At 67.6% G+C, this 25,792-nt stretch carries 21 protein-coding genes; 11 read left to right on the top strand and 10 right to left on the bottom strand.

All coding sequences use genetic code 11. The features are described from left to right. Positions 1-93: 93 nt before the first annotated feature. From AC1ZV1_RS21770 to glcD, 4 genes are read right to left on the bottom strand one after another with little or no spacing between them, the layout of a single operon-like run. Entirely contained in the window at positions 94-492 is a 399-nt protein-coding gene (locus AC1ZV1_RS21770; protein ID WP_484293577.1) for a heme-binding protein, read from the bottom strand. Beyond that, the gene (gene glcF / locus AC1ZV1_RS21765; RefSeq protein WP_484293576.1) at positions 471-1,739 is read right to left on the bottom strand and encodes a glycolate oxidase subunit GlcF; all 1,269 of its coding nucleotides are present in this window, start codon (positions 1,737-1,739) and stop codon (positions 471-473) included. The genes AC1ZV1_RS21770 and glcF overlap by 22 nt, the downstream gene beginning before the upstream one ends. Beyond that, positions 1,739-2,797: a glycolate oxidase subunit GlcE gene (gene glcE / locus AC1ZV1_RS21760; protein ID WP_484293575.1), complete on the bottom strand. Its 1,059-nt coding sequence runs from the start codon at positions 2,795-2,797 to the stop codon at positions 1,739-1,741. Before glcE ends, glcF begins: the two co-directional genes overlap by 1 nt. Next, entirely contained in the window at positions 2,797-4,296 is a 1,500-nt protein-coding gene (gene glcD, locus AC1ZV1_RS21755; protein WP_484293574.1) for a glycolate oxidase subunit GlcD, read from the bottom strand. The genes glcE and glcD overlap by 1 nt, the downstream gene beginning before the upstream one ends. A 244-nt stretch (positions 4,297-4,540) precedes the next feature. On the opposite strand from glcD, the gene glcC reads away from it, so the two are divergent. Beyond that, the gene (gene glcC, locus AC1ZV1_RS21750) at positions 4,541-5,311 is read left to right on the top strand and encodes a transcriptional regulator GlcC (protein WP_484293573.1); all 771 of its coding nucleotides are present in this window, start codon (positions 4,541-4,543) and stop codon (positions 5,309-5,311) included. Between the two features lie 85 nt (positions 5,312-5,396). On the opposite strand, the gene AC1ZV1_RS21745 is transcribed toward glcC, so the two are convergent. Then, positions 5,397-5,906: a MerR family transcriptional regulator gene (locus AC1ZV1_RS21745; protein ID WP_484293572.1), complete on the bottom strand. Its 510-nt coding sequence runs from the start codon at positions 5,904-5,906 to the stop codon at positions 5,397-5,399. 79 nt (positions 5,907-5,985) lie between these two features. On the opposite strand from AC1ZV1_RS21745, the gene AC1ZV1_RS21740 reads away from it, so the two are divergent. Continuing rightward, on the top strand, positions 5,986-7,218 hold the full coding sequence (locus AC1ZV1_RS21740) for an NADH:flavin oxidoreductase/NADH oxidase family protein (protein WP_484293571.1): 1,233 nt from the start codon (positions 5,986-5,988) through the stop codon (positions 7,216-7,218). Between the two features lie 160 nt (positions 7,219-7,378). On the opposite strand, the gene AC1ZV1_RS21735 is transcribed toward AC1ZV1_RS21740, so the two are convergent. Then, positions 7,379-8,104 (bottom strand): SDR family oxidoreductase, encoded by a 726-nt coding sequence (locus AC1ZV1_RS21735; RefSeq protein ID WP_484293570.1) that lies wholly within the window; start codon positions 8,102-8,104, stop codon positions 7,379-7,381. 111 nt (positions 8,105-8,215) lie between these two features. Here AC1ZV1_RS21735 and AC1ZV1_RS21730 point away from each other — a divergent pair, with 111 nt between their 5' ends. Further along, positions 8,216-9,010, top strand: a complete 795-nt coding sequence (locus tag AC1ZV1_RS21730) for a LysR family transcriptional regulator (RefSeq protein WP_484293569.1) — start codon at positions 8,216-8,218, stop codon at positions 9,008-9,010. Between the two features lies 1 nt (position 9,011). Here AC1ZV1_RS21730 and AC1ZV1_RS21725 read toward each other — a convergent pair whose 3' ends face one another. Next, complete coding sequence (locus tag AC1ZV1_RS21725) at positions 9,012-10,217, bottom strand: MFS transporter (RefSeq protein WP_484293568.1); 1,206 nt, start codon at positions 10,215-10,217, stop codon at positions 9,012-9,014. A gap of 88 nt (positions 10,218-10,305) precedes the next feature. Between AC1ZV1_RS21725 and AC1ZV1_RS21720 the strand changes: the two genes are divergently transcribed. Continuing rightward, the gene (locus AC1ZV1_RS21720; RefSeq protein WP_484293567.1) at positions 10,306-10,860 is read left to right on the top strand and encodes a TetR/AcrR family transcriptional regulator; all 555 of its coding nucleotides are present in this window, start codon (positions 10,306-10,308) and stop codon (positions 10,858-10,860) included. 128 nt (positions 10,861-10,988) lie between these two features. On the opposite strand, the gene AC1ZV1_RS21715 is transcribed toward AC1ZV1_RS21720, so the two are convergent. Both AC1ZV1_RS21715 and AC1ZV1_RS21710 read right to left on the bottom strand, forming a co-directional pair. Next, the gene (locus AC1ZV1_RS21715; RefSeq protein ID WP_484293566.1) at positions 10,989-12,254 is read right to left on the bottom strand and encodes a flavin monoamine oxidase family protein; all 1,266 of its coding nucleotides are present in this window, start codon (positions 12,252-12,254) and stop codon (positions 10,989-10,991) included. Positions 12,255-12,345: 91 nt separating this feature from the next. Continuing rightward, on the bottom strand, positions 12,346-13,416 hold the full coding sequence (locus tag AC1ZV1_RS21710) for an AbrB family transcriptional regulator (RefSeq protein ID WP_484293565.1): 1,071 nt from the start codon (positions 13,414-13,416) through the stop codon (positions 12,346-12,348). A 106-nt stretch (positions 13,417-13,522) separates the two neighbouring features. On the opposite strand from AC1ZV1_RS21710, the gene AC1ZV1_RS21705 reads away from it, so the two are divergent. Beyond that, on the top strand, positions 13,523-14,425 hold the full coding sequence (locus tag AC1ZV1_RS21705; protein WP_484293564.1) for a LysR family transcriptional regulator: 903 nt from the start codon (positions 13,523-13,525) through the stop codon (positions 14,423-14,425). Between the two features lie 74 nt (positions 14,426-14,499). Here the strand turns inward: AC1ZV1_RS21705 and AC1ZV1_RS21700 are convergent, their stop codons facing one another. Continuing rightward, positions 14,500-15,393 (bottom strand): TauD/TfdA dioxygenase family protein, encoded by an 894-nt coding sequence (locus AC1ZV1_RS21700; protein ID WP_484293563.1) that lies wholly within the window; start codon positions 15,391-15,393, stop codon positions 14,500-14,502. Between the two features lie 128 nt (positions 15,394-15,521). Between AC1ZV1_RS21700 and AC1ZV1_RS21695 the strand changes: the two genes are divergently transcribed. The 6 genes from AC1ZV1_RS21695 to AC1ZV1_RS21670 all read left to right on the top strand — a co-directional run bounded on the left by AC1ZV1_RS21695 (position 15,522) and on the right by AC1ZV1_RS21670 (position 25,781). Then, the gene (locus AC1ZV1_RS21695; RefSeq protein ID WP_484293562.1) at positions 15,522-16,553 is read left to right on the top strand and encodes an AraC family transcriptional regulator; all 1,032 of its coding nucleotides are present in this window, start codon (positions 15,522-15,524) and stop codon (positions 16,551-16,553) included. Between the two features lie 345 nt (positions 16,554-16,898). Continuing rightward, positions 16,899-19,178 carry a bifunctional acylase PvdQ gene (pvdQ, locus tag AC1ZV1_RS21690; RefSeq protein WP_484293561.1) on the top strand — a complete coding sequence of 760 codons (2,280 nt, stop codon included), beginning with the start codon at positions 16,899-16,901 and terminating at the stop codon, positions 19,176-19,178. Between the two features lie 200 nt (positions 19,179-19,378). After that, on the top strand, positions 19,379-20,296 hold the full coding sequence (gene ppk2 / locus AC1ZV1_RS21685; RefSeq protein ID WP_484293560.1) for a polyphosphate kinase 2: 918 nt from the start codon (positions 19,379-19,381) through the stop codon (positions 20,294-20,296). Positions 20,297-20,475: 179 nt separating this feature from the next. Then, complete coding sequence (locus AC1ZV1_RS21680) at positions 20,476-22,089, top strand: inorganic phosphate transporter (protein ID WP_484293559.1); 1,614 nt, start codon at positions 20,476-20,478, stop codon at positions 22,087-22,089. 839 nt (positions 22,090-22,928) lie between these two features. Further along, complete coding sequence (locus AC1ZV1_RS21675; protein ID WP_484297600.1) at positions 22,929-24,167, top strand: glutamine synthetase family protein; 1,239 nt, start codon at positions 22,929-22,931, stop codon at positions 24,165-24,167. 273 nt (positions 24,168-24,440) lie between these two features. Then, the gene (locus AC1ZV1_RS21670) at positions 24,441-25,781 is read left to right on the top strand and encodes an MFS transporter (RefSeq protein WP_484293558.1); all 1,341 of its coding nucleotides are present in this window, start codon (positions 24,441-24,443) and stop codon (positions 25,779-25,781) included. The last annotated feature ends 11 nt before the right edge of the window (positions 25,782-25,792 follow it).

Genomic DNA, 25,792 nt, shown 5'->3' with positions numbered 1-25,792 from the left:
AGCTGTTCGGGGTGTCGTCGCCGGCTCGCTTGAGGCCGGCGACGACCACCTCCCGGCTGGTGGCTGTCCGTCGCCAGGGGCGCGTGAGCGCTTTCAAAGCGCGGCCACTCCGGCGCTGGCGACCTGCGCATCCTCGCCGGCCCTCACCCCGGAAACGCCCACCGCGCCGATCACCTGGCCGTCCAGCACGACCGGCACGCCGCCTTCGAGCGAGGTGATCAGCGGCGCGCTGACGAAGGCGGTGCGGCCGCCGTTGACCATGTCCTCGTAGCCCTTGGTTTCGCGCCGGCCGAGTGCCGCGCTACGGGCCTTCTCGGTGGCGATGTAGGCGCTGGCCGGGGCGCAGCCGTCGAGGCGTTCCAGGGCCAGCGGGTGGCCGCCGTCGTCGACCACCACAATGGATACCGCCCAATGATTGCGCTGCGCTTCGGCACGCGCGGCGGCGAGGATGCGGCCGACTTCCTGCTGCGTCAGAACGGCTTTGTTGAGCATGCTTGCACCTCGCCTTGGGGTTGCGGCGCGTCGGCCAGGGCTTCTTCCACCAGTTCGATCCAGTGCCGCACCGGTGTGCGGCCGGCACCGCCCAGGTGCGTCTGGCAGCCGATGTTGGCGGTGACGATGACTTCCGGAGCACCGCTCTCCAGCGCCTTCAGGCGGTTGTCGCGCAGTCGTTTCGACAGCTCCGGCTGGGTCAGCGAATAGGTCCCGGCGGAACCGCAGCACAGGTGGCTGTCCGGCACGCCGGTGAGGCTGAAGCCCAGGCGCGTGAGCACGCCTTCCACCGCACCGCCAAGCTTCAGCGCGTGCTGCAGCGTGCACGGGCAATGGAAGGCCAGGCGCCGGTCGCCGTGCAGGTGCAACTCCTCCAGCGGCTCGTCGCGCAGCACGTCGGACAGGTCGCGCGACAGCTCGCTGACCCGCCGGGCCTTGGCCGCGTACTGCGCATCGCGCGCCAGCAGATGGCCGTAGTCACGGACGAAGGCGCCGCAGCCGCTGGCCGTCTGCACGATGGCCTCGGCGCCAGCCTGGATCGACGGCCACCAGGCGTCGATGTTCCTGCGCGCCCGCTCCAGCCCCTGTTCCTGGGCGTTCAGGTGATAGTCCACGGCGCCGCAGCAGCCGGCATCCGCCGCCGGGATGATGCTGATGCCGAGGCGATCCAGCACCCGCGCGGCGGCGGCATTGGTGTTGGGCGAAAGGGCCGGCTGCACGCAGCCTTCGAGCATCAGCATGCGCCGCGCGTGACGCGGCTTCGGGCGCTCCACGGGCGGGTGCGGATGACGCGGGAGTTTGCTCTGCAGGCCTTCTGGCAGCAGCGGATAGAACGTTCGCCCGGCCTTGGCCAGCGCGCCGAACAGTGCGGCATTCGGCACCACGGCGCGCAAGCCCTGGCGGATCAGGCGTTCGCTGAAGGGGCGCGGCACCTGCTCCTCGACCACTGCGCGACCGATATCCAGCAGGTTGTGGTAATCCACGCCGGAGGGGCAGGTGGTTTCGCAGTTGCGGCAGCTCAGGCAGCGGTCCAGGTGCTCGCGGGTGCTGGCGCTGGGCTCGGCGCCTTCGAGCACCTGCTTGATCAGGTAGATGCGCCCGCGCGGGCCGTCCAGTTCGTCGCCCAGCAACTGGTAGGTCGGGCAGGTGGCGGTGCAGAAGCCGCAGTGCACGCAGGAACGCAGGATGCGCTCGGCTTCCTCGGCGCGCGGCAGGTGCCTGGCCTGTTCGCTCAGGTTGGTTTGCATCAGAGCTCCCTGTACATCCGGCCGGGATTGAAGATGCCCTGCGGGTCGAGCTGTTGCTTGAGGCTGCGGTGGTAGCGCAGCAGCGCGGCGGGCAGTGGGTGGAAGCCATCGTCCCCCGGTGTGTAACGCGTGGCATGGCCGCCGACTTCGGCGACGCTGTGGCGGATCAGGCCCGCGTCCGCTTCGGACTTGAGCCAGCGCTGTGCGCCGCCCCAGTCGATCAGCTGTTCGCCCGGCAGGGAGAGTGCCGGCGTGGCGTTGGGCAGTGACAGTCGCCACAGCGTGCCGGGACCGGCGAAGAACCCCAGGCGCTGCTCGCGCAGGTCCTGCCAGTAGCCGCTGTCGATCTCCTCGCCACCCAGGCGCAAACGTGCGGAGCACACCGAGCCTTCGCCGCCTTCCAGGCGCAGGTTCAGTGCGCTGCCGTCGTGGCAGGCGGCAGTGATCGGGATCGGCTGCACGCCCCATTCCGCGAGTTCCCCCAGCGCCTGGTGAACATCCATTTCCAGGCGCAGGCTGGCGCACATCCGGGGTTTGGGCAGCACCTTCATCGAGACTTCGGTGATCACCCCCAGGCAACCGAAACTGCCCGCCAGCAGGCGCGACAGGTCGTAGCCGGCGACGTTCTTCATCACCTCGCCGCCGAAGCGCAGCAGCTTGCCGTGGCCGGTGATCAGCCGGGTGCCCAGCACGTAGTCGCGTACCGAGCCGGACCAGGGCCGGCGCGGCCCGGACAGACCGGCGGCGACCATGCCGCCGAAGGTGGCGCCGCCCCCGGCGGAGCCGTTGGAGTAGTTTGGGGGCTCGCACGGCAGCATCTGGCCGGCGTCCTCCAGCGCGGCTTCGATCTCCGCCAGCGGGGTGCCGGCGCGGGCGGTGAGCACCAGTTCGGTCGGGTCGTAGCGGACGATGCCGCAGTGGGGGCGGGTGTCCAGCTCCACGCCGTTCACCGGGCGGCCGAGCAAGGCCTTGCTGTCGCCGCCACGGATGCGCAGCGGTGTTCGCAGGTTGAGCGCGTGGTTCACCTGCTCGAGCAGGTCGGCGCTGGCATCGGGCATCAGAAGCGCTCCAGGTCGGGGAAGGGCAGCTGCCCGTGGTGCACGTGCAGTGCGCCGAATTCCGCGCAGCGGTGCAGGGTCGGTATGTTCTTGCCGGGATTGAGCAGACGGTCCGGGTCGAACGCCGCCTTCACGGCGTGGAACAGGGTCAGCTCGTCGCTGTTGAACTGCGCGCACATCTGGTTGATCTTCTCGCGCCCGACGCCGTGTTCGCCGGTGATGCTGCCGCCCACCGCCACGCAGAGTTCGAGGATCCTGCCGCCGATGGCTTCGGCGCGTTCCAGCTCGCCGGGCACGTTGGCATCGAAGAGGATCAGCGGGTGCATGTTGCCGTCGCCGGCATGGAACACGTTGGCCACGCGCAGGCCGAATTCTTCCGACAGCTCGGCAATGCCGTGCAGCACACGTGGCAACTCACGGCGCGGGATGGTGCCGTCCATGCAGTAGTAGTCCGGCGAAATACGCCCCACCGCCGGGAAGGCGTTCTTGCGCCCGGCCCAGAAGCGCACGCGCTCGGCCTCGTCGCAGGCCAGGCGCACGTCGGTGGCGCCGGCCGCGCGCAAGACGCCGTCGACGCGCTCGCAGTCGTCCTGCACATCGGCTTCCACGCCGTCCAGTTCGCACAGCAGGATGGCCGCGGCGTCCACCGGATAGCCGGCGTGGATGAAGTCCTCGGCGGCGCGGATCGACAGGTTGTCCATCATCTCCAGTCCGCCGGGGATGATGCCGGCGGCGATGATCTCGGCCACCGCACGGCCGGCCTTTTCCACCGAATCGAAACTGGCCAGCAGCACCCGTGCCACCTGAGGGCGCGGTAGCAGCTTGACGGTGACCTCGGTGACGATGCCGAGCATGCCCTCGGAACCGGTGAACAGCGCCAGCAGGTCGAGCCCGGGGCTGTCCAGGGCGTCGCTGCCCAGCGTCAGGTGCTCGCCCTCGACGGTGAGGATGTCCACCTTGAGCAGGTTGTGCACGGTCAGGCCGTACTTCAGGCAATGCACCCCGCCGGCGTTCTCGGCGACGTTGCCGCCGATGGAGCAGGCAATCTGCGAGGAGGGGTCCGGCGCGTAGTACAGCCCGTGCGGCGCGGCGGCCTGGGAAATCGCCAGGTTGCGCACGCCGGGCTGCACGCGGGCGAAGCGCCCCTGCGGGTTCACTTCGAGAATGCGGTTGAAGCGCGCCATCACCAGCAGGATGCCTGTCTCCAGCGGTAACGCACCGCCGGAGAGCCCGGTGCCTGCGCCACGCGCCACCACCGGCACCTTGCGCGCATGGCAGAGCCTGAGCAGCGCCTGTACCTGCTCGATGCGCTCGGGCAGCGCCACCAGCATGGGCACGGTGCGGTAGGCAGACAGGCCGTCGCATTCGTAGGGCCTGAGGTCCTCGGCGCGGTGCAGCAGTTCGAGGTCGGGCAGGGCTGCGCGCAGCTCGGCCAGCAGGGCGGATTTGTCGACGGCAGACAGCGCGCCATCGACGCGCTCGTCGTAGAGAATGTTCATGGGCTGACGGTGCTCTGATCTTGTTCTTGTTCGATGGCATCAAGCTTCGCGTCGCCAGGCGGTCGCGCGGAGCCACGGCACCGTGAAAATGCGACCGCCGATCAGGCGGCGTCCACCGGCGGCGGCACTGGTCCTACCAGTTCTTGTACGGGCGCCCACTGGAAAGGCCCCGTCCTGACGGCTAGGGTTCTGGGCAGTTGTGCAGGCGAGAGCCTGCTGGTCCTACCAGTGACGGAGAGCCGTGATGACGACGTATGCACAGGGCAAGCCGCGCGTTGCCGACCAGGTGGCCGAGAAGATCGAGCGGCTGATCGTCGATGGCGTGCTCAAGGTCGGCCAGGCGCTGCCCTCGGAGCGGCGTCTGGTGGAGAAGCTCGGCTGCTCGCGCTCGGCGTTGCGCGAAGGGCTGCGGGCGCTGCGGGGGCGCGGCATCGTCGATACTGAGCAGGGTCGCGGTTCGTTCGTCGCCGACCTGAATGGTTCCGAGGATGTGTCGCCGCTGCTGCACCTGTTCCGTTCGCAGCCGCGCACGCTCTACGACCTGCTGGAGGTTCGCGCGCTGCTGGAGGGGGAATCCGCGCGCCTGGCCGCGCTGCGCGCCACCGAGGCCGATCTGGTGCTGATCGGCCGGCGCTTCGAGGAAATGCACGCCGCCTACGACCAACCGCAACCCCTGGACCCGCGTGAGCATGCGCGGCGCGACCATGCTTTCCACCAGGCGATCAGCGAGGCGTCGCACAACCCGGTGCTGGTGCACACGCTGCAATCGCTCAACGAGCTGATGCTCAGCACTGTGTTCGCCTCGGTGAACAACCTCTACAACCGCCCGCCGCAGAAACGCCAGATCGACCGCCAGCACGCGCGGTTGCACCGCGCCATCAGCGAACGCCAGCCGGAGCAGGCCCAGCGCGCCGCCCGAGAACATATCCACAGCGTGCGGGACAACCTGCGGGAGATCGAGCAGGAGGAGCAGCGGCTGGTGCGCGCGACTTTGCGGCTGGAAGGCTGGACATAACCTTTGGGGCGCGTGAGAAGTACCCCATCGGAGCGGACCATGCTGGCGATCGCGTGACAGGCAGGCCAGCGGCCGGACCGCGAAATCAGGGTTCGGTGGGGGCGGGGCGCTTGGCTGAAGCAGCGGACTTGGTCTGCTCGTCGCGGGCATGGCCCGCTCCTACAGGTTTCGCGGAATGGCTCCGGGTTTTTCGTTCGCGCATCTCGGCCAGCATGCGCTCGGCATTGGCCTGGCAGCCCATACCTTCGGGCTTGTTCTCGATATCGTCGATCACCGCCAGCAGGCGCTCGCGGTTCTGCCGCAATTGCTGTTCCATCGCTTCGATCTCCGCCACCTTGCGGCGCAGGCCGGCGACCAGTTCGCCGTGGCCGTTCTCGACAGGGTTGGTGTGCGGCAGCAGGTTGCGAATTTCCTCCAGGCTGAAGCCGGTCTGCTGGGCGCTGCGGATGATCTCCAGCAGGTCGAGGGTTTCCGGCGGATACGCGCGGTAGCCGTTGGCCAGGCGGCGCGCTGGGGCGATCAGGCCGCTGGCTTCGTAGAAGCGGATGCGCGAAGGGGCAAGGCCGCTGAGGTTGGCCAGTTCACCGATTTTCATGAGGGTCTCCGAAAGGGGCTTGACCTTGAAGTGAACTTTAAACTTAACCTCGCCGGCACCACAACCAAGGAGCCGCGCCATGTCGCCCTTCCAGCCCCTGCGCCTGCCCAACGGCGGCGAAGTTCCCAACCGTATCGCCAAGGCCGCCATGGAAGAGAACATGGCCGACGCCGACCAGGCGCCCTCGGCGGCGCTCCTGCATCTGTACCAGGCCTGGGCGGACGGCGGTGTCGGCCTGATCCTCAGCGGCAACGTGATGATCGACGGCCGCGCGATGACCGGCCCTGGCGGCGTGGTGCTGGAAAACGACCGGCATCTGGATCGCTTCCGTGAATGGGCACGCATCGGCCGTTCCCACGGTGCGCAGTTCTGGCTGCAGCTCAACCATCCCGGTCGCCAGGTGCAGACCAACCTCGGCCAGGGCGCCATCGCGCCGTCGGTGGTGCCGCTGGAGATGGGCAAGTTCTCCAAGCTGTTTGCCGTTGCCCGCGAGATGACCGAAGGCGATATCGCCGAGGTGATCCAGCGTTTCGTCCGCGCCGCCAGGCTCGCCGAACAGGCCGGTTTCACCGGTGTGCAGATCCACGCGGCGCACGGCTACCTGCTCAGCCAGTTCCTCTCGCCGCTGGCCAACAAGCGCCAGGACCGCTGGGGCGGCTCGCTGGAAAACCGCGCGCGGCTGTTGCTGGAAGTCGTCCGCGCGGTGCGCGCGGAGGTGTCGCCGGCGTTCTGCGTGGGGGTGAAGATCAATTCCGCCGATTTCCAGCGCGGTGGCTTCGACGCCAGCGACGCGCGCCAGGTGATCGAGTGGCTGAACGACGAGAAGGTCGACCTGGTCGAGCTCTCCGGTGGCAGCTACGAAGCACCAGCCATGCAGGGCGACGCCCGTGATGGCCGTACCCTGGCGCGGGAGGCCTACTTCCTCGAATTCGCCCGCGAGATGCGCGACGCAGCACGCATGCCGCTGATGGTCACCGGCGGCATCCGTCGCCTGCCGGTGGCGGAGCAGGTGCTGGACAGCGGGCTGGAGATGGTCGGTATCGGCACCGCCCTGGCGCTGGAGCCGGAGCTGGTGCTGCACTGGCAGCGCGGTAGCCAGACCCAGCCGGAGCTGCCGGCAATCCGCTGGCGTTCCAAGCCGCTGGCGGCGCTGGCCTACATGGCGCTGGTCAAGCTGCAGTTGCACCGCATCGGCGCCCGCCGCGCGCCCAACCCGCAGGCTTCGCCGTGGCGCACGCTGGTGATGGAGCAATGGCGCACGCTGCGCCGGGCCAAGCAGTACCGGCGCTGGGCGGCGCGCCAAGCGGTTTGATCCTCACCGACTGACGCCTTCGCAGGATGGCGTGGAGCGAAGCGATATCCATCGACTCCTGCCGCATTGGGTATCGCTTAGGCTCCACCTATCCTACGGGGCTGTAGGAGCGGGCCATGCCCGCGATCGCGCGCATGGCGCGCTCCTACATTCAGGTTGATCAGGCCTGCTGCCGGGTCGCCGCGAGCACGATCTCACGGATGCACACGCCCTGCGGCTGGTCGTAGGCGTAGCGAATGGCGTTGGCCACATCGTCGGCGCTGAGCACCTTGCCACCCATCTCGCGCTTCCAGTCCTGGTAGCCGCTCTTGATCGCCTCGTTGGTGGTGTGGCTGAGCAATTCGGTCTCCACCGCGCCGGGGGCGATGGTGACGACGCGGACATTGTGCGCCGCGACTTCCTCGCGCAGGTTCTCGGAGATCGCATGCACCGCGAACTTGGTGCCGACGTAGGCGACATGGTTGGGGAAGGTCTTGCGCCCGGCCACCGAGCTGACGTTGATCAGCGTGCCGCGGTTGCGATCCACCATGCCCTTGAGTACGGCGTGCACGCCATTGAGCAGGCCCTTCACGTTGACGTCGAGCATGCGCTCCCACTCGGCCGGGTCCTGCTCGACCATGTTGCCCAGCAGCATCACGCCGGCGTTGTTCACCAGCGCGTCGGCCGGGCCGAAGCGCTTCTCGGCGTCTTCCACGGCGGCCAGCAGGGCGTCGCGGTCGGTCACGTCCACGGCGCGGCACAGTGCGTTGGGTAGTTGCAGTGCCTCCAGGCGCTCGATGCGGCGGGCGAGCAGCAGCAGTGGGTGGCCCTGTTGGGAGAAGAGGCGGGCGGTCGCTTCGCCGATACCGGAACTGGCGCCGGTGACGATGATCAGGGGCTTGCTCATGGGATTCTCCTGCTATCGGAAATCTGGATGACTGAACGATGCAGTGAAGTATATTGAGCGCTATTCAGCCTGAAAAATGGCTTATTCCTGTGCCTGGTATCGGGTTTGCCTATGGATATCCGACAGCTGGCCGCCTTCGTCGCGGTCTTCGAAGAACGCAACATTACCGGCGCCGCGCAGCGCCTGTTCGTCAGCCAGCCGACGCTGTCGGTGACCATCCGCCAGCTGGAGGAGGCGCTGGGCACCGAGCTGTTCCTTCGCCAGGCGCGCGGGGTGGAAGTCAGCGAAGCGGCACGCGCCTTGTATCCGCGCGCCCGCGCTTTGCTGGCCGAAGCCGAGGGGCTGCGCAACATGTTCCGCCAGTCCACGGCTCGACAGCCGTTGCACCTGGGCGTGGAGGGCGACGTCAGCGCCGAGCAGGTCGAAGGCTTCGTCACCCTCGCGCAGCAGGCGGTGCCCAATCTGCTGCTGCACCTGGAAGAGGGCTGCGTCGGCGATGCGCGGTTGGCGGTGGAGGAATTCTGCTGCGAGGACGAGCTCTTCGTGCCGGTCTGGGAAGACCCGTACGTGCTGGCGTTGCCGCCGGGCGTGGAGGATACGCTGGGCTGCGGCTGGATCACCTGCCCGACGCACCCGTCCCATCAGCGGCTGATGACCGCCTACGGCGGCGCGCCGGTGATGGCTCAGGCCGGCACCCTGAACCTGGCGCTGCGTCTGGTCAGCGCGGGTATTGGCGCGGCGATCCTGCCGGCATCGCTGTTGAGCGGGGCGCCGGCAGTACGCAGCGGCACGTTGAACCTGCCGCTGCCGATCCGACGCATCGGCCTCTGCCACTCCGCCCAGGCGCTGGAGCACCCGGCAGTGCGCGGGCTCTACGACTTCCTGCGGGCCCGCGAGGCGGCTTGAGTCAGGCCTGCGCCTTCTGCGCAGCGGGCGCGCGCAGGGACAGTAGCAGGACCAGCGAGGCCGCCAGAATCTGCAGGCTGGCATAGCCGTTGGTGGTGGCGATCAGGCCGTAGCGCTGGATCGCCAACCCGGCGAGGATCGCCGGTACGCTGAAGGCCAGGTAGCTGAGTACATAGAAGCTCGCCATCAGTGCGCCGCGCTCGTGGGCGTGGGCCAGCGGCACCACCGAGCGCAACGCGCCGAGGAAGGCGCCGCCGAAGCCCAGCCCGGCCACCGCGGTGCCGAGGAAGAACAGCCAGAGGTTGGCGCTGTCCACGCCGAGCAGGGTGACCAGCAGGCCGAAAATCAGCGCCAGGCCGCCGCGGCGCAGGATCACCGTCGCCGATTGATTGCGCAGGCAGACGATCGCCAGCGCGCCGCACAGGCACAGCAGCGACACCAGCCCCCCACCGATCATCGGCACCTGCAGGCCGGTGACCTGGCGCGCCAGGGTCGGCCCCAGCGACAGGTAGAAACCGCCCAGCGCCCAGAGGCTGGCGTTCAGCGGCGCCACGCTCCAGAACGCGCGACGTGCCTGCGGCGGAATGCGGATGCGCGGCTTCAGCGAGGCCAGTGCGCCGGGCTGCCGGCTGATGCTTTCCGGCAGCCAGCGCAGCAGCACGATGCCCAGGGCGAACACCGCCAGCAGCCAGACGTAGACCTCATGCAGCGGATCAGCGCCGAACTGCACCAGCGTGCTGCTGCCCAGCGCGCCCATGGCCATGCCGAGCATGGGCGCGACACTGTTGATCAGCGGGCCGCGCTCGCGGTCGATGTCCAGCATCGCCGCGCCCAGCACGCTGGTGGCGATGCCGGTGGCAAAGCCCTGGAGCAGGCGCGCGATGATCAGCAACTCGACCGAGTTGGCGTAAAGGAACACGGCCATCGCCAGCAATTCGAGGATCAGCGCGGCGCGGATCACCGGGCGCCGGCCGAGGTGGTCCGACAGCGAGCCAAGCACCAGCAGCGCCAGCATCAGGCCGCCCGCGTAGATGCTGAACACCAGGGTCAGCAGGGCCGGGGAGAAGTGCCAGGACTCGCGGTACAGCGCATACAGCGGCGTAGGCGCGGCGGCGGCGGCGAGGAAGGCCATGAGGATGGCTGTCAGCAGCCAGGCGGAGACTCCGGGCGAGAAGCCGGACGCGCTTTTCGATTGGGTGTGTGCCATGATTCAGCTCGCAAAGGCTAAGATTTTGCTTTTGCGTGATGCTGGACCCGTTTCGGGATAAAAGCAAATTCTTTGCGTTAAGGTGCTTATGGCAATCAATCAGGGTGTTCGACCGGGCGGTCGCAGCGCACGGGTGCAGGCCTCGGTGCACAAGGCCGTGACGGAGTTGCTGGAGGAGCGCGAGCGCGCCGAGCTGACGGTTCCGCTGATCGCCTCACGGGCCGGCGTCACGCCGTCGACCATCTACCGGCGCTGGGGCGATCTCAACGAACTGCTCGGCGACGTCGCCCTGCAGCGCATCCGCCCCGACGCCGAACCGGCGGACACCGGCAGCCTGCGCGGCGACCTGCTGGCCTGGGGCGAGCAGTACATGGAGGAAACCGCCTCGGTGCCTGGCCGCGCGGTAGTGCTCGACCTGCTGGCAGCCGGTGGCGGCTGCTCGGGGCGCTGCATGGCGATTGCCTGCGGCCAGTTCGACATCATCCTGCTGCGCGCCAGGAAGCGCGGCGAAAAGCTGCCGGAGCTGGACCGCATCGTCGACCGGCTGATGGCGCCGCTGGTCTATCGCATCCTGTTTTCCGGCGAGGAACTGGAAGTGGCCTATGTTGAGCGATTGGTCGATTTGACGCTGGAAGGGTTGTAACGGATTCGTGGGCAAGCTCCGCGCCTGCCATTGACCTATTCGTAGGATGGCGTGGAGCGCAGCGATACCCATCGATCCCGACACCTGTTACCCATGTCTCCAGGCAGAACACCTAGGCTCCGCCCATCCTACGTTTCAGTTCGGCGCTCCTGCAGGTCAGCGCCGTTGTTTCGAATGGCACCTGCCCACGCTTGCAGAGCTTTGCAAGCCGCATGCGCAATTTCCTCATCGCTACGCCCGGCAAACACCCGCTCCAGCGCATCCGCCGCGATCAGCCCGGCAACGGTCGGCGTGCCCACGGCGTCGGTGAGGTCCAGCCACTCGCCGAAGCTGGCCGGCGTGTCGTACCAGCGCAGGTAACCTGACGGCGAAACCGGCCACCAGCGCTCGTCGAATTGCAGCACGACTTTCTCCAGTTGCCCCATGCCCAGGTGGTCGAGCGCATCCTGTTGCGCTGCCGGCAGGGGCGGGGTGAAGCGGATGGCGGGGAGTACGCCGAGGGGGGTGGTACAGATGCAGAAGTCGGCGCTTTCAGCACCCACACGTACCTGCTCGCCAGACCAGTCGATAGCGGTCACCGGCTGGTTGAGGCGGATATCCAGCCCTCCGGCGAGCTGCTCGACCAGTTGTGAATAACCCTGCGGCAGGAAGCGGTCGCCGGCGCCGACGCCTTCTTCGTCGAGGGCATCGACCGACAGCGACTCCAGCGGCAGGCAGGCCTCCAGGACCAGGTTGGCGTCCAGGGCGAAACGAGTGGCGCGACGGGTTTCATCGTCGCGATCTGCGAGATAGCGCGCGACACCGTCCACCAGCGGCAGGTTGCGATCGATCCCGGCGCGCAGGGCTTCCCAGGCTGAGTCGATGTCCGGAACCGGACCGTCCGCCGCGGCAGCCAGGGGCTGGCTGAAATCAGTTTCCCGCAGCGGCAGGCCGAGCTGCCGGGCGCAGGCGGCCAGCGGGTTGTCGTCGAAGTGCTGCAGCCAGGCGGCGCCTTCGTCCACCCGTACCGGGCCGAGGGCGATGCTGTGGACACGGCCACCGATGCGGGCGCGGGCTTCCAGCACCACGCAGTCGATGCCGGCTTCGCGCAGTCGGCGCGCGGCGGCGATTCCGGCGAAGCCCGCGCCGATCACCAGCACCCGGCGGGCGCCATTTTCAATGGCAACGTCGGCCGCGCGCAGGCCGTCGTTCCACGCACCGTGGGTCATGGCCGGCGCGACGGGATTGCAGGCCTCGCCGGCCAGCACCAGCTTGCCGCCGATGACCTCGCCCAAGCGGCGTCGATGCGCCGGCGTGCCACCGGGCAGCAGGGTGCTGTAGGCGCCGCGGCTGAACGGATCGTCGCTCCAGTGGGTGACGTGGAAGGCGGCAGGGCGGTGGCGAAGGCTGTCCATGGCGGTCTCGCTCAGTGAAAGAGCGACGACCTTAGAGGTGCGGCGGGGAGCAGTTCAAGACTCAGATGCCGCGTTCTTGGCAGAAGCAGCATCAGGCGCGGCTCAGGCGGATCACCGTGCGAGCGACCGAGACGCCGGTGAACAGCACCACGAACAATCGCAGCGTCTGCATTGCCAGCACCAGGCCGACGTCGGAGTGGGTGTCCACCGCGATGATCGCCATGGCATCCAGTCCGCCGGGGCTGGTGGCGAGGTAGAGGGAGAGGAAGTCCATCCCGGTGATGGCGGCCAGCGCCCAGGCGAACAGCGCGCAGCTGGCGATCAGCCCCAGTGCGCTGACGATCATGGCCGGCAGGTGCCGGCCAACGTAGGCCAGGCTTTCGCGGTCGAAGCGCAGGCCGATGTAGCAGCCGATCACGCCATACGCGGTGGCCAGCAACCAGTGCGGCAAGGTGATGTGCAGCACGCCGGTGAGGTGCAGCACGGCGCCCGCCACCAGCGGCACCAGCAGCGGACCGGCCGGTAACTTCGCGCCGGCGGTGGTGCAGACGAAGATCAACAGCAGGCAGTTGATCAAGTCGGGCAGGGTGGCAGTGTCGATGATCGGCGTGCTGTGCGCCGTTGAGCCTCCCCCTTCGATGCCCAGCAGGCGACCGACCAGGGCGCCGGCCATGACCACGCAGACCACCCGCACGTATTGCATGGTGGCGACCACGCGCGGGTCGGCGCCGTTGGCTTCGGCCATCGACACCATGGCCGCCGCGCCGCCCGGTGCGGTGCCCCAGGCGGCGGTGCTGCCGGGGATGCCGCCGAAGCGCACCATGGCGTAGCTGACCACGGCCGAGAGCAGCACGGTGAGTACGGTGGCGCTGAGCATCAGCGGCCAGGAGGCGACCATCGCCTGCAGCACCGACCAGCTCATGGCGTGGGCGACCAGCAGGCCGATGCAGCCCTGGCTCAGGCGGAAGGCGCTGCGCGGCAGGCGGATTTCCGCACCGCTGACGCCGAAGGCGATACCCACCAGCATGGGCCCGAGGAACAGCGCGGCGGGAATGCCGAGCCAGGTCAGCAGTTGCCCGGCGCCTCCGGCTCCGAGCACCAGGACCAGCCATTGCAGACTGACGGGGATGCGGGCGACGGACAGGGCAGGACGGCTGGACACGGACGGCTCCGGGCGGGGAAGACGGGAGAATTATCGGTAGCCGAATCGATCAAGTCTATTTTCTAATAGTCATGAATCCATTCCTGGAATTTATCGGTTGGCCGCCATGGACCTGCGTGATCTCGCCTACTTCGAAACCATCGCCGAGCTCGGTCACCTGGGCCGCGCCGCCGAGCGCCTGGGGCGAAGCCAGCCGGCGCTGACCAAGAGCATCCAGCGCCTGGAGGAATCCCTCGGTGCGCGGTTGTTCCAGCGCGACGGCCGACGTATTCGCCTGACACCGGCCGGCGAACTGATGCTGCAGCGTGCGCGGCAGTTGCGTCAGGACATCGAGGAAACCCGCCGCGAGGTGCGCGATTTCGCCAGCGGCGTGGTGGGCAATATCCGCCTCGGCTGCGCCGCGACCATGGCCGAATACCTGTTGCCGCGCCTGACCGAGGACCTGCTGGCGCGCGCACCGGACGTCACCATGAGCCTGGTGCTGGGCCAGGACGACGTACTGCGCGAAGCATTGCGCAGCGGTCGGCTGGACATGGCGATCTGCTCGCGGATCGTCGACGACCCGCAGCTGAGCAGCGAGCCGCTGTTGCAGGACCAGGTGGTGGTGGTCGCCAGTCGCGACCATCCGATCTTCGACGGCCCGGTCGCCATGGCCGACCTGTGCCGCTATCGCTGGGTGTTGCCGGCCACCGGGGTGTCGTCGCGGCGCTGGATGGACTCCACCTTCCAGGCCCACCAGCTACCCATGCCGCAGGTGCAGATCGAGACCAACGCGATTCCCATGTTGCCCAACCTGATTGCCCGAACTCGTTTGCTCAGCTTCATCGCCCGCGAGGCGCTGGCCGGCGGCCACGGCATGGACCAGCTGCGCGAGGTGGAGCTGGCCGAGACGACATTGACGCGGACCATCGGTCTGGCGGTGCGGGAGGGCGCCTACCTGTCGCCGGCGGCCCAGTTGCTGCGGGGGATGCTGCGCGAGCATGCGCAGCGGTTTGGCGCGGCGTTGTAACCGCCGGCGGAGCACCCTGCAGGAGCGGACCATGCCCGCACCTGCAGGGTGGCGCGGGATCACGGCGCGTCGGGCTAGCGGCTCGGCACTTCGCCGACGACGGTCGTGCGATACATCTCCCGCCGCATGCCGTGGTAGTCCGACACTGGATAATGCCAGGTACTGCGATTGTCCCAGATCGCCAGGGTACCGGCGCTCCAGCGCATGCGGCAGGTGAACGCCGGCTGCGTGGCGATGCTGAACAGGTAATCCAGCAGCGGCTGCGATTCGGCCGGACGCATGCCCTTGATGCCGCTGGTGTACGCCGGATTGATGTAGAGGATCTTCTTGCCGGTCTCCGGGTGCCGGATCACCAGCGGATGCGAGCGCACTTCGCCCTCATGGCTGCCATAGCGCACCGCCATGTTTTCCATCAGGTCGTTGTGCTTGGCCTCGGCGCCATAGGCGCGTTCGGGGCTGTGGATGGCGTCGAGGGTCTCCAGTTGCGCGCGCAGTTTCGGCGACAGCCATTCGTAGGCCAGCGCCAGGTTGGCGTAGAGGGTGTCGCCGCCAAACGGCGGGATGTCGTGGCCGTAGAGCAGGGTGAAGGCCGGCGGGCGCTCCTGGAAGGACCAGTCGCTGTGCCAGGCGCCGCCGAATACCACCGGGGTCTTCTCGTTGGCTTCCTTCACCACCCGCACCACATGCGGGTGATCGTCCATGCCGACGACATAGGGCTCGCGGCCGAACTCGCCAAAGCGCAGGGTCACGGCTTCGAGGTTTTCTACGCTCAGGTTCTGCCCGCGGATGAACAGCACCTTGTGCGCCAGCAGCGCCTGGCGCAGCTCGGAGTAGCCGGCGTCGTCCAGCGTGGTCAGGTTGACGTCGCTGACGTCCGCGCCGATCGCGCCGGTGGCGGGGACGATGCGGAAGTGACGGTAGTCGGCCGCGCGGTTCTGGCTCGGCAGTGCGTAGAAGAACTCGAACATGGGGACGCCTCTTGTGTGTGTTATTGGCACCTGAAGCATGGTCAGCGCTGGCGCTTTCTTCCATGATCAACTCCGCCAAAAATTGATGTTCTCCGCCATGTCGTACTTTCCCGCCACAGGAGTCCGCGATGGACTGGCGTCAGACCCGCGAGATCACCGGAGTGCGTTACCTGCTCGACAGTGCCCGTGAAGAGGGACTTGGCGCGGACGAGTGCCTGGTGGGCAGCGCGATCTCACCGGCCGACCTGCAGGCGCGCGCCGGGCGCATCCAGGCCTGGCAGGAACTGGCGGTGATCCGCAACCTGTTGCAGCACACTGGCAGGCCAGGGCTGGGACTGATCACCGGACGGCGCTATCACCTCACCTCGCTGGGCTTGCTCGGTTTCACCATGCTCGCCAGCCGCACGTTGCAGGAAGCCTTCGAGACCTTCGGGCGTTTCCAGAGCCTGGCGCTGACGCTCTGCCCGGTAAGCAGCGAGGTGGATGCGCGTGGGCTGTGGCTGGTGTACGACGACCGTGTGCTGCCCGAGGATGCCCGCGCCTTCGTGGTGGAGCGCGGCATTGCCGGATGCTGGCAGCTGTCCGGCGAACTGCTGCAACGGCCGCTGCAACCCCTGGCCATCGACCTGCGCTGTCCGGCGCCGGGCGATACCCGCGCGTTCCGCGAGACCTTCGGCATCGAGCCGGTGTTCGCGGCGCCACGCAACGCCATGCTCTTCGCCCAGGAGGACCTGCTCGCGCCGTTACCGCAGGCGCAGATCAGCGCGCGCGACAGCGGTGAGGCACTCTGCGAACGCCTCTGTGGCGAACTGGCGCTGACCCTGGCGACTTCACCCACCGCGCGGCAGGTGCAGCAACTGCTGCTGCGCGACTCCGCCAGTCTGCTCGGCGCGTCGGCAGTAGCCGAACGCATGGGCCTTTCCGAGCGCACGCTGCAACGGCGTCTGGCGGAGGAGGGGCAGAGCCTGCAGGGGCTCAACGATGGCATCAAGCAGCGTCTCGCCGAGCGCCTGCTGCGTGAATCGCGGATGGACCTGCACGGCATAGCCCAGTGCCTGGGCTATGCCGAGGCGGCAAGTTTCTCCCGCGCGTTCCAGCGTTGGACGGGGCAGTCGCCCGGGCGTTGGAAACGTCAGTCCGGAACCCTCCCGGCGCACTGAAGTCGAACCGCCCGCGACGCCTCTGGCACGGGTGAAAGACGCGAGATAGAGCCTTCCGGTGTGGCTGATTGCCATCGCTCACGGGCTAATTTCGCACGCTTCCCATCCGTTGCCCTCAAGAGGCGCGTCGCCTTTTTTCGCGAGGCGTCCAACAAGAAAAGGAGAAACCATGTCCTCAGCAACCTGCCTGCGCGCGTGCCTCGGAAGGCGCGGCGCGATGACCTTCAGCGCACTGCATTGGCGGCCGTGAACCGCCATCCACTCCTCGCACCGGCACCGCGCGAGCGGCGCGGCCGCGTGCCACTGGCCGGGCATCCGGCCGTCATCCGAGCATTGAGGGAATCAATGAGCAAGACCTTCCGACTGGCCGCCGTGGCCGGCAGCCTGATGGCTGCCGGACTGCCTGCGCTGGCCCATGGCGCCGAACTCGAAGCGCAGATCCGCTGGACCCGCTATGGCATCCCGCATATCCAGGCCAGGGACGAACTGGGCCTGGGCTATGGCATCGGCTACGCCTATGCCCGCGACAACGCCTGCCTGCTGGCCGAGGAAGTCCTCACCGCGCGGGGCGAACGCTCGCGCTACTTTGGCGTCGACGGCAGGACCTCCGCCGGCATCGGCAACCTGCCTTCGGACTTCTTCTATACCTGGCTCAACGACAACGAATCCCTGCGACGCATGCGCAGTGCCCAGCCGCAGCCGATCCGCGACCTGCTCGATGGCTACGCGGCCGGTTACAACCGCTGGTTGTGGGACACCCAGGCCGCCGGCACGCAGTGCGCAGGCAAGGCCTGGCTGCGTCCGCTGGAGGCCGACGACCTGTTGCGCCTGACCCGTCGCCTGCTGGTGCAGGCCGGCGCCGGGCAGTTCGCCGAGGCGATGATGGCGGCCACGCCGCCGGGGCAGGCAACCTCCTCCGTCGTCAGCGACGGCGAGGTACTGGCGGCGATGGACCGCCGCGAGAATTTCCACCGCGACCACGGCAGCAACGCCGTCGCCGTGGGGCGCGAGCGTTCTTCGGACAGCAACGGCCTGCTGCTGGCCAATCCGCATTTTCCCTGGTTCGGCGCGCTGCGCTTCTACCAGCTGCACCTGACCATTCCCGGCCAGCTCGACGTGATGGGCGCCGCCCTGCCGGGCATGCCGCTGGTGAACATCGGCTTCAGCAAGGACCTGGCCTGGAGCCACACGGTGGATACCTCCAGCCACTTCACCCTGTACCGCCTCGACCTCGATCCGCAGGACCCGCACAGCTATCGCGTCGACGGCCAGTCGCGGCCGCTGAAGGAAATCACCCTGCGCGTTCGCGTGCTGGAGCCCAATGGCCGCGTGGGTTCGCGCAGCCATACGTTGTACGAGTCCGAGTACGGCCCGCTGCTCAGCGTGCCGGGCAAGCTGCCCTGGAATGCCAGCGAAGCCTTTGCCGTGCGCGACGCCAACCTGGGCAATGACCGTGTCCTTCAGCAGTGGTACGCCATCGATCACGCCCGCAGCCTCGACGAACTGCGCGACAGCATCGAGCACGTGCAGGGCATCCCCTGGGTCAACACCCTGGCGACCAGCGCCGAGGGTACGGTGCTCTACCTGAACCAGTCGGTGGTGCCGCACCTGAGCCCGCAGCAACTGACCGACTGTGCCATTGCCGAGTACCAGCAGCAGGGCCTGCCGGTGCTGCAGGGCGGGCGCCGCGCCTGCAACTGGTCGAGCGCGCCAGGCACCCGCCATGCCGGGTTGACGCCGCCGGAACAGATGCCGGCGCTCGAGCGCCAGGACTTCGTGCAGAACTCCAACGACAGCGCGTGGCTGAGCAACCCGGCGCAGCCGCTGACCGGGTTTTCACCGCTGGTGAGCCGCGATTCGGTGCCGGTCAGCGCCCGCGCGCGCTTCGCCCTGGAGCGTTTGAAGGGCGACGGCAAGATCGGCCCGGACGACCTGCAGAAGATGGTCACCGACAACCGCGTCTATGTGGCCGACATGCTCCTCGACGACCTGCTGCAACTGTGCAAGCCGGCTCCGGCGGGCACCGAGGCAGCCTGCGCCGCGCTGGGTTCGTGGGATCGCCACGTCAACCTCGACAGCAACCCCGGCTTCGCCTACTTCCAGGCCTTCGTTACGCGCTTCCTGAAGATCGACGGCGGCTGGCGCCTGCCTTTCGATTCCAAGCTGCCGCTGGCCACGCCGTCGGGCATCGCGCTGGACAAGCCGGATGTGCGCCAGCAGGCACAGCAGGCGCTGGTGGCGGCGGCGCAGGAGATCGACGGCCGCAAGATCCGCGCGGACGAGACCTGGGGCGAGCTGCAACTGACCGGCGATGTCGCCAACCCGCTGGGCATCCCTGGCGGCGCAGGCAACGAGGGCGTGTACAACGCCATCACGTCCGAGTGGCAGGGCGACCATTACCGCGTGCTCAGCGGCAGCAGCTATATCCAGCTGGTGGACTTCACCGCTGGTGGACCGAAGGCGCGCGGATTACTGGCGTTCTCGCAGTCCAGCGAACCCGGCTCGCCGCATCACCGTGACCAGACCGAGCTGTTCGCCCGGCAGCAGTGGCCGGAGCTGCCGTTCACCGACGAGCAGATCAAGGCCGATCCGGAGCTGAAGATGATGGAGTTGCGCGAGCGCTAACGCCTGCATATACGGCAGGCGTGCTTTTCGTAGGACCGAGGGGGACGCCTAGTCCTTGCTCGCGAACCGCTCAACTCCGAGTCACCGGGGAGCACCGTTCGCGAGCAAGCTCGCTCCTACAGCTCTACCGAACGCTGTCACCAGCCTGACACCGAGCACACCTAGTCTGGCGGCAAAGCCCCGACGTGTAGGCCGCCGACATGCCCCTGACCCAAGAATCCGTGATCCGCCGCATCCATCGCGAACTGCTCGACCACAGCGACGAAGAGCTGGAGCTGGAGCTGCTGGAGGACGTGCGTAACCTCGATGAACTGTTCGACGAGCACGCCGATGTCGACGAGGAAAAGCTCGCGCGCCGGCGCTACTTCAGCGAGCTGTTCCGCTTGCAGGGCGAGCTGGTGAAGCTGCAGAGCTGGGTGGTGAAGACCGGCCACAAGGTGGTGATTCTCTTCGAGGGCCGCGATGCGGCGGGCAAGGGCGGGGTGATCAAGCGCATCACCCAGCGCCTCAATCCGCGCGTCTGCCGGGTCGCCGCGCTGCCCGCGCCGAACGACCGCGAGCAGACCCAGTGGTACTTCCAGCGCTACGTCTCGCATCTGCCGGCGGCGGGGGAGATCGTCCTGTTCGACCGCAGCTGGTACAACCGCGCCGGGGTCGAGCGGGTGATGGGCTTCTGTTCGGACGACCAGTACGAGGAGTTCTTCCGCAGCGTGCCGGAGTTCGAGCGGATGCTGGCGCGCTCGGGCATCCAGCTGATCAAGTACTGGTTCTCGATCTCCGACGACGAGCAGCACCTGCGTTTCCTCAGCCGCATCCACGACCCGCTCAAGCAGTGGAAGCTCAGCCCGATGGACCTGGAGTCGCGGCGGCGCTGGGAGGCCTACACCAAGGCCAAGGAAATCATGCTCGAGCGCACCCACATCCCCGAGGCGCCCTGGTGGGTGGTGCAGGCCGACGACAAGAAGCGCGCGCGACTGAACTGCATCAGCCACCTGCTGAACCTGATTCCCTACGAGGATGTGGAGCACCCGACGGTGATCCTGCCGCAGCGCCAGCGCCACGAGGATTACGCACGCACGCCGACGCCGCGCGAAATCGTCGTGCCGGAGGTTTATTGAGGCTCGTTGCGCAACGCTTGACGTGGCAGCGAGCTTGCCCGCGAACCAGCACTCGCTCCCTGGTGCCAGTCGGTTCGCGGGCACGCTCGCTCCTACACTGTTCGACTCTGCGTAGAGACATAACTTGTAACATTCCCTGCCGATCATGACCGGGACATCCCACCACGCGGACTCCCAGCATGACCACCGATACCCTGGCCGCCGGCGACCTTCCCGTCGTCGAAGACCGGCCCCACCTGGAACACAAGCCCGGCCGCATGACCGCCTTCATCTTCTTTGCCGTGCTCGCCGTCGGCCTGTTGTTCTCGGCCTGGAGCCTGGTGCGCGACGTCGATGACGTCACCGCCGCGGTGACCACCTGGACACCGTTCCTGCTGCTCGGCGTTGCCCTGTTCATCGCCCTGGGCTTCGAGTTCGTCAACGGCTTCCACGACACCGCCAACGCGGTGGCCACTGTCATCTATACCCACTCGCTGCCGCCGCACTTCGCGGTGGTCTGGTCGGGCTGCTTCAACTTTCTCGGCGTGCTGCTCTCCAGCGGCGCGGTGGCCTTCGGCATCATCGCCCTGCTGCCGGTGGAGCTGATCCTGCAGGTCGGTTCCTCGGCCGGCTTCGCCATGGTCTTCGCCCTGCTGATCGCCGCCATCCTGTGGAACCTCGGCACCTGGTGGCTGGGCCTGCCGGCGTCGTCCTCGCACACCCTGATCGGCTCGATCATCGGCGTGGGGGTGGCCAACGCATTGATGCACGGCCGCGACGGCACCAGCGGCGTGGACTGGGCGCAGGCGACCAAGGTCGGTTACTCGCTGCTGCTGTCGCCGTTGATCGGCTTCGTCTGCGCCGCGCTCCTGCTGCTGGCGCTGCGACTGCTGGTGAGGAACCGCGCGCTGTACAAGGCGCCCAAGGGCAAGACGCCGCCGCCGTGGTGGATTCGCGGCCTGTTGATCCTCACCTGCACCGGCGTGTCCTTCGCCCACGGTTCCAACGACGGGCAGAAGGGCATGGGCCTGATCATGCTGATCCTGGTCGGCACCCTGCCGATGGCCTATGCGCTGAACCGCACCATGCCGGCAGACCAGACCGTGCAGTTCGTCGCCATCGCCGAAGTTACCCAGCAGGCGCTGGTCCGCGCCGCGCCGCAGCCGGCGCCGGCCGACCCGCGAGCGGTGCTGTCGGAGTACGTGCGCACCAAGGAAGCCAAGCCGGAGCTGGTTCCGGCCCTGGCGGCGCTGACCGGCGCCATCGGCGCGGAAGTGAAGGGCTACGGCAGCCTGGCCCGCGTGCCGGCCGAAGCCATGGGCAACGTGCGTAACGACATGTACCTGACCAGCGAGGCGATCCGCCTGATGGACAAGGACAAGGTCGGCAATTTCGACGCGGATACCACCGGCAAGCTGGCCGCGTTCAAGGGCAAGATCGACGAGTCGACCCGCTTCATCCCGCTGTGGGTGAAGGTCGCCGTGGCCATCGCCCTCGGCCTCGGCACCATGGTCGGCTGGAAGCGCATCGTGGTGACGGTCGGCGAAAAGATCGGCAAGACCCACCTGACCTACGCCCAGGGCGCGTCGGCGGAGCTGGTGGCGATGATGACCATCGGTGCCGCGGACATGTACGGTTTGCCGGTGTCGACGACCCACGTGCTGTCGTCCGGCGTCGCCGGCACCATGGCAGCCAACGGTTCGGGTCTGCAGATGCGCACCATCCGCAACCTGCTGATGGCCTGGGTGCTGACCCTGCCGGCGGCCATCGTGCTGTCTGCGTCGCTGTACTGGCTGTTCACCCACCTGTTCTGACCTGGGGTGATGCAGTGAAGACGCCGCTCCCTTGAGCGGCGTTCTCTTTGGCATCGAGGCCCCTGTAGGAGCCGGCCCTGCCCGCGATTCGCCGGCAGGGCCGGCGCTTTCTTTTGCTCTGGTGTTGTTGGTCTACTGTGTTGGCTTGGGTGTTCCAGCGTCGCTTTGGCGTGCGCGCGGACTGACTGTTTCGCCCCCTCGGGCGACCCACTTTGGCAAACGACGGATGGCCGCTCCACCCAAAGTGGGCAAAGGTCTCGCCCCGGACATCCGGTTTTTCACCTAGGCGAAAAATTCCCTCGTTGAAGCGAAGTTTCAGGGGCACGCTGCGAAGGGCCGTCCCTGGCGCATCGCAGCTCTCGCGACATCCATGTCGCTCACCCCCTGAAACTCCAATTCAACGAGGCCTCCTGAACGGGGCATTCGGTGCGTGCGGATGTCTCTCTGGAAGTCTCGTCAGAGCCAGAGCCAGAGCCAGAGCCAGAGCTGGAGTGACGTTGCTCTTCGTAGGACCGAGGGGGACGCCTGGTCCTTGCTCGCGTACCAAACAACGCCGAATTCCCCTCTAGGAGCGGGCCATGCCCGCGGTCGCGCGTATGGCGCGCACCTACAGGGAGCTTCCGCGTTTCCTGCTGGCCCCGCTTGAAATATCGAACGCGTGGTGCGTATTTTGTACGGGCTCGCGCACCTCGCGCGGCGTCCTGTTACCAGGACAAGAAGAACAAGGATAAGAAGTCATGAGTAGCGATCTAGGCATCCCGCTCGCCGAACGCCTGGCTGGAGTGGAAGAGATCGAGTGCGTCACCCCCGACCTCAACGGGGTGCCGCGTGGCAAGGTGATGACCGGCGAAGGTTTCCTCACCGGGCGCCGGTTGCAGCTGGCGCGCGGCGTCCTTCTGCAATGCATCATGGGCGGCTACCCGCCGGCGAAGTATTACGGCAGCGATGACGGCGACCTCGCCCTGGTCGCCGAGCCGACCCAGATCCATCGCCTGCCCTGGAGCGACGAACCCCGCGCCTTCGCCATCTGCGACGCGGTGGAGCTCGGCGGCAAGCCCTCCGGCCTGTCCACCCGCGGCCTGCTCAAGCAGGTCGTCGCGCGCTACGCCGAACGCGGCTGGAGCCCGGTGGTGGCAACGGAGCTGGAGTTCTTCGTCTTCGCCCCCAACCCTGACGCCAATGAAGCCTTCCTGGCGCCGCTCGGCCTCGATGGCCGCCGCGAGATCGGCCACTCGGCGTTCAGCGTGTCCTCCAACAACGGCTTGCGTCCGTTCTTCCAGGATGTCTACCGCTGCATGGACGCGGTAGGGCTGGAACGCGACACCTTCATGCACGAGATGGGCACCACCCAGTTCGAGATCAACTTCCTGCATGGCGACCCGGTGCTGCTGGCCGACCAGACCTTCCTGTTCAAGCACCTGCTCAAGGAAGTGGCGCTCAAGCACGGACTGATCGTGGTGTGCATGGCCAAGCCGCTGGCGCACACGCCGGGCAGTTCGATGCACATCCACCAGAGCGTCGTCGATGGCGAAGGCCGCAACATCTTCACCGATGCCCAGGGCGAGGCCACGCCGGCGTTTCGTCATTTCATCGGCGGCCAGCAGGCCTGCCTGGCGGATTTCACCCTGCTGTTCGCGCCGAACGTGAACTCGTTCCAGCGCCTGTGCCACCCGTACGCGTCGCCGAACAATGCCTGCTGGTCCCACGACAACCGTGCCGCCGGCCTGCGCATTCCGGCCAGCGCACCGGTGGCGCGACGCGTTGAGAATCGCCTGGCCGGCGCCGATGCCAACCCCTACCTGGCCATTGCCGCGAGCCTGGCGGCCGGTCTGCACGGCATCGAGCAGGCGCTCGAGCCCACCGCGCCGATCCAGGGCGAGTTCGAGGTTCCTGATGAGTTGCGGCTGCCCTGCACGATGTACGACGCGATGCAGCGCCTGAAACGCAGCGAACTGGCCCGCGAGGTGTTCGGCAATGAATTCATCGACGGCTACTGCGCGACCAAGTCCATGGAGCTGACCAGCTTCTTCGACGAAATCACGCCGTGGGAGCGCCGCGTCCTCGCTGCCCAGGCCTGATGCTGGGAGCCTGACGCGCGTGCCCGCCGACACAGCTGCGGCGAAAGTCTGATGCAGCTGTGATCGGCGGCTATTTCCAGGGGATCTTCCTGTCATCCTCGTTCATCCCGCCGACATCCGTAAAAGTGTCCTCCGACGGGCCTCGCGACCCGCTCTGTTCCAGGCCCGGCAGCCCTCTCGACGCGCCGATTGGCAAGCTCTAAGGTGTGAGCGCAAGTCCCGCTTTCCGCTGCCCGGACGTTGTGCCGGGGTTGTCCTGGACCAGGAGGTCCAATGCTTCGGATCGTCACTGCCTTCCGCGCTCTGTACTTCGCCGCCGTCATGCTCCTGACCGGTTCCGGTCTGCTCAGTACCTATCTCGCGCTGCGCCTGGGCGCGGAGAAGGTCGATGGGCTGTGGATCGGCGCCATGATGGCCGCCTATTACCTCGGTCTGGTCTTGGGCGGCAAGATCGGCCACCGGCTGATCGCCCGCGTCGGCCATATCCGCGCCTACGTCGCCTGTGGCGGGTTGGTGACCGCTGCGGTGCTGGGCATCGGCCTGCTGCCGTGGATCGGCTTCTGGCTGGTGCTGCGGGTCGCCATCGGCCTGGGGATGATGTGCCAGTACATGGTCATCGAGAGCTGGCTGAACGAGCAGGCCGAGGCGCGTCAGCGCGGATTGGTGTTCGCCGGCTACATGGTCGCTTCGTACCTGGGACTGGTACTCGGCCAACTGGTGCTGGTGGTGCACCCGGGGCTGGGGCCGGAACTGCCGATGCTGATCGCGCTGTGCTTCGCAATGTCGCTGATTCCGGTGGCGATCACCCACAAGGTCCACCCCGCACCGTTGCGCCCGGCGCCGCTGGAGCCGCGCTTCTTTATCCAGCGGGTACCGCAGTCGCTGACCACGGTGCTGGTGTCCGGGCTGGTGGTCGGTTCGTTCTACGGCCTGGCGCCGCTCTATGCGGTGGACCAGGGCCTGAGCACCGAGGAAATCGGCCTGTTCATGGGCGGCTGCATCTTTGCCGGACTGGTGGTGCAGTGGCCGCTGGGCTGGCTGTCGGACCGCATTGACCGCGCTGTGCTGATCCGCAACGCCGCCATCCTGCTGCTGGTGGTGGCCTTGCCGCTGGCGGCGCTGCCACTGCTGCCGGTGCCGCCGCTGAGCCTGGCGTTGCTGCTGCCAATGGGGTTCCTGGTCTGCCTGGTGCAGTTCACCCTGTATCCGCTGGCGGTGGCGTTCTCCAACGACCACGTCGAGGGCGAGCGCCGCGTCTCCCTCACCGCCATGCTGCTGGTGACCTTCGGTGTCGGCGCCTGTATCGGCCCGCTGGCAGCCGGCGCACTGATGAAGCTGTTCGGCGCCAACATGCTCTACGCCTTCGTCTGCGCCTGCTCGCTGATCCTCATCTGGCGCGTGCAGCCGGAGAAGGTCAGTGGTGTGCACCGGGTCGACGAGGCTCCGGTCAAGCACGTCGCCACGCCGGACAGCCTCGCGTCTTCGCCGCTGTCCGCTGCCCTCGACCCGCGGGTTGACGAAGCGGCCGTGGAAGAGCAGATGAAGGGCAATGACACCAGCGCGTCGGTACCCGAAGCGGAAACGGAAGCAGAGGAAGAAAGCCGGCCCGCATGAGGTGGCAAGGG

The sequence above is a fragment of the Pseudomonas sp. BB438 genome (assembly GCF_057180225.1).
Note: the sequence above shows the minus strand (reverse complement) of the source record. Positions and strands in the feature narration are given on the sequence as shown.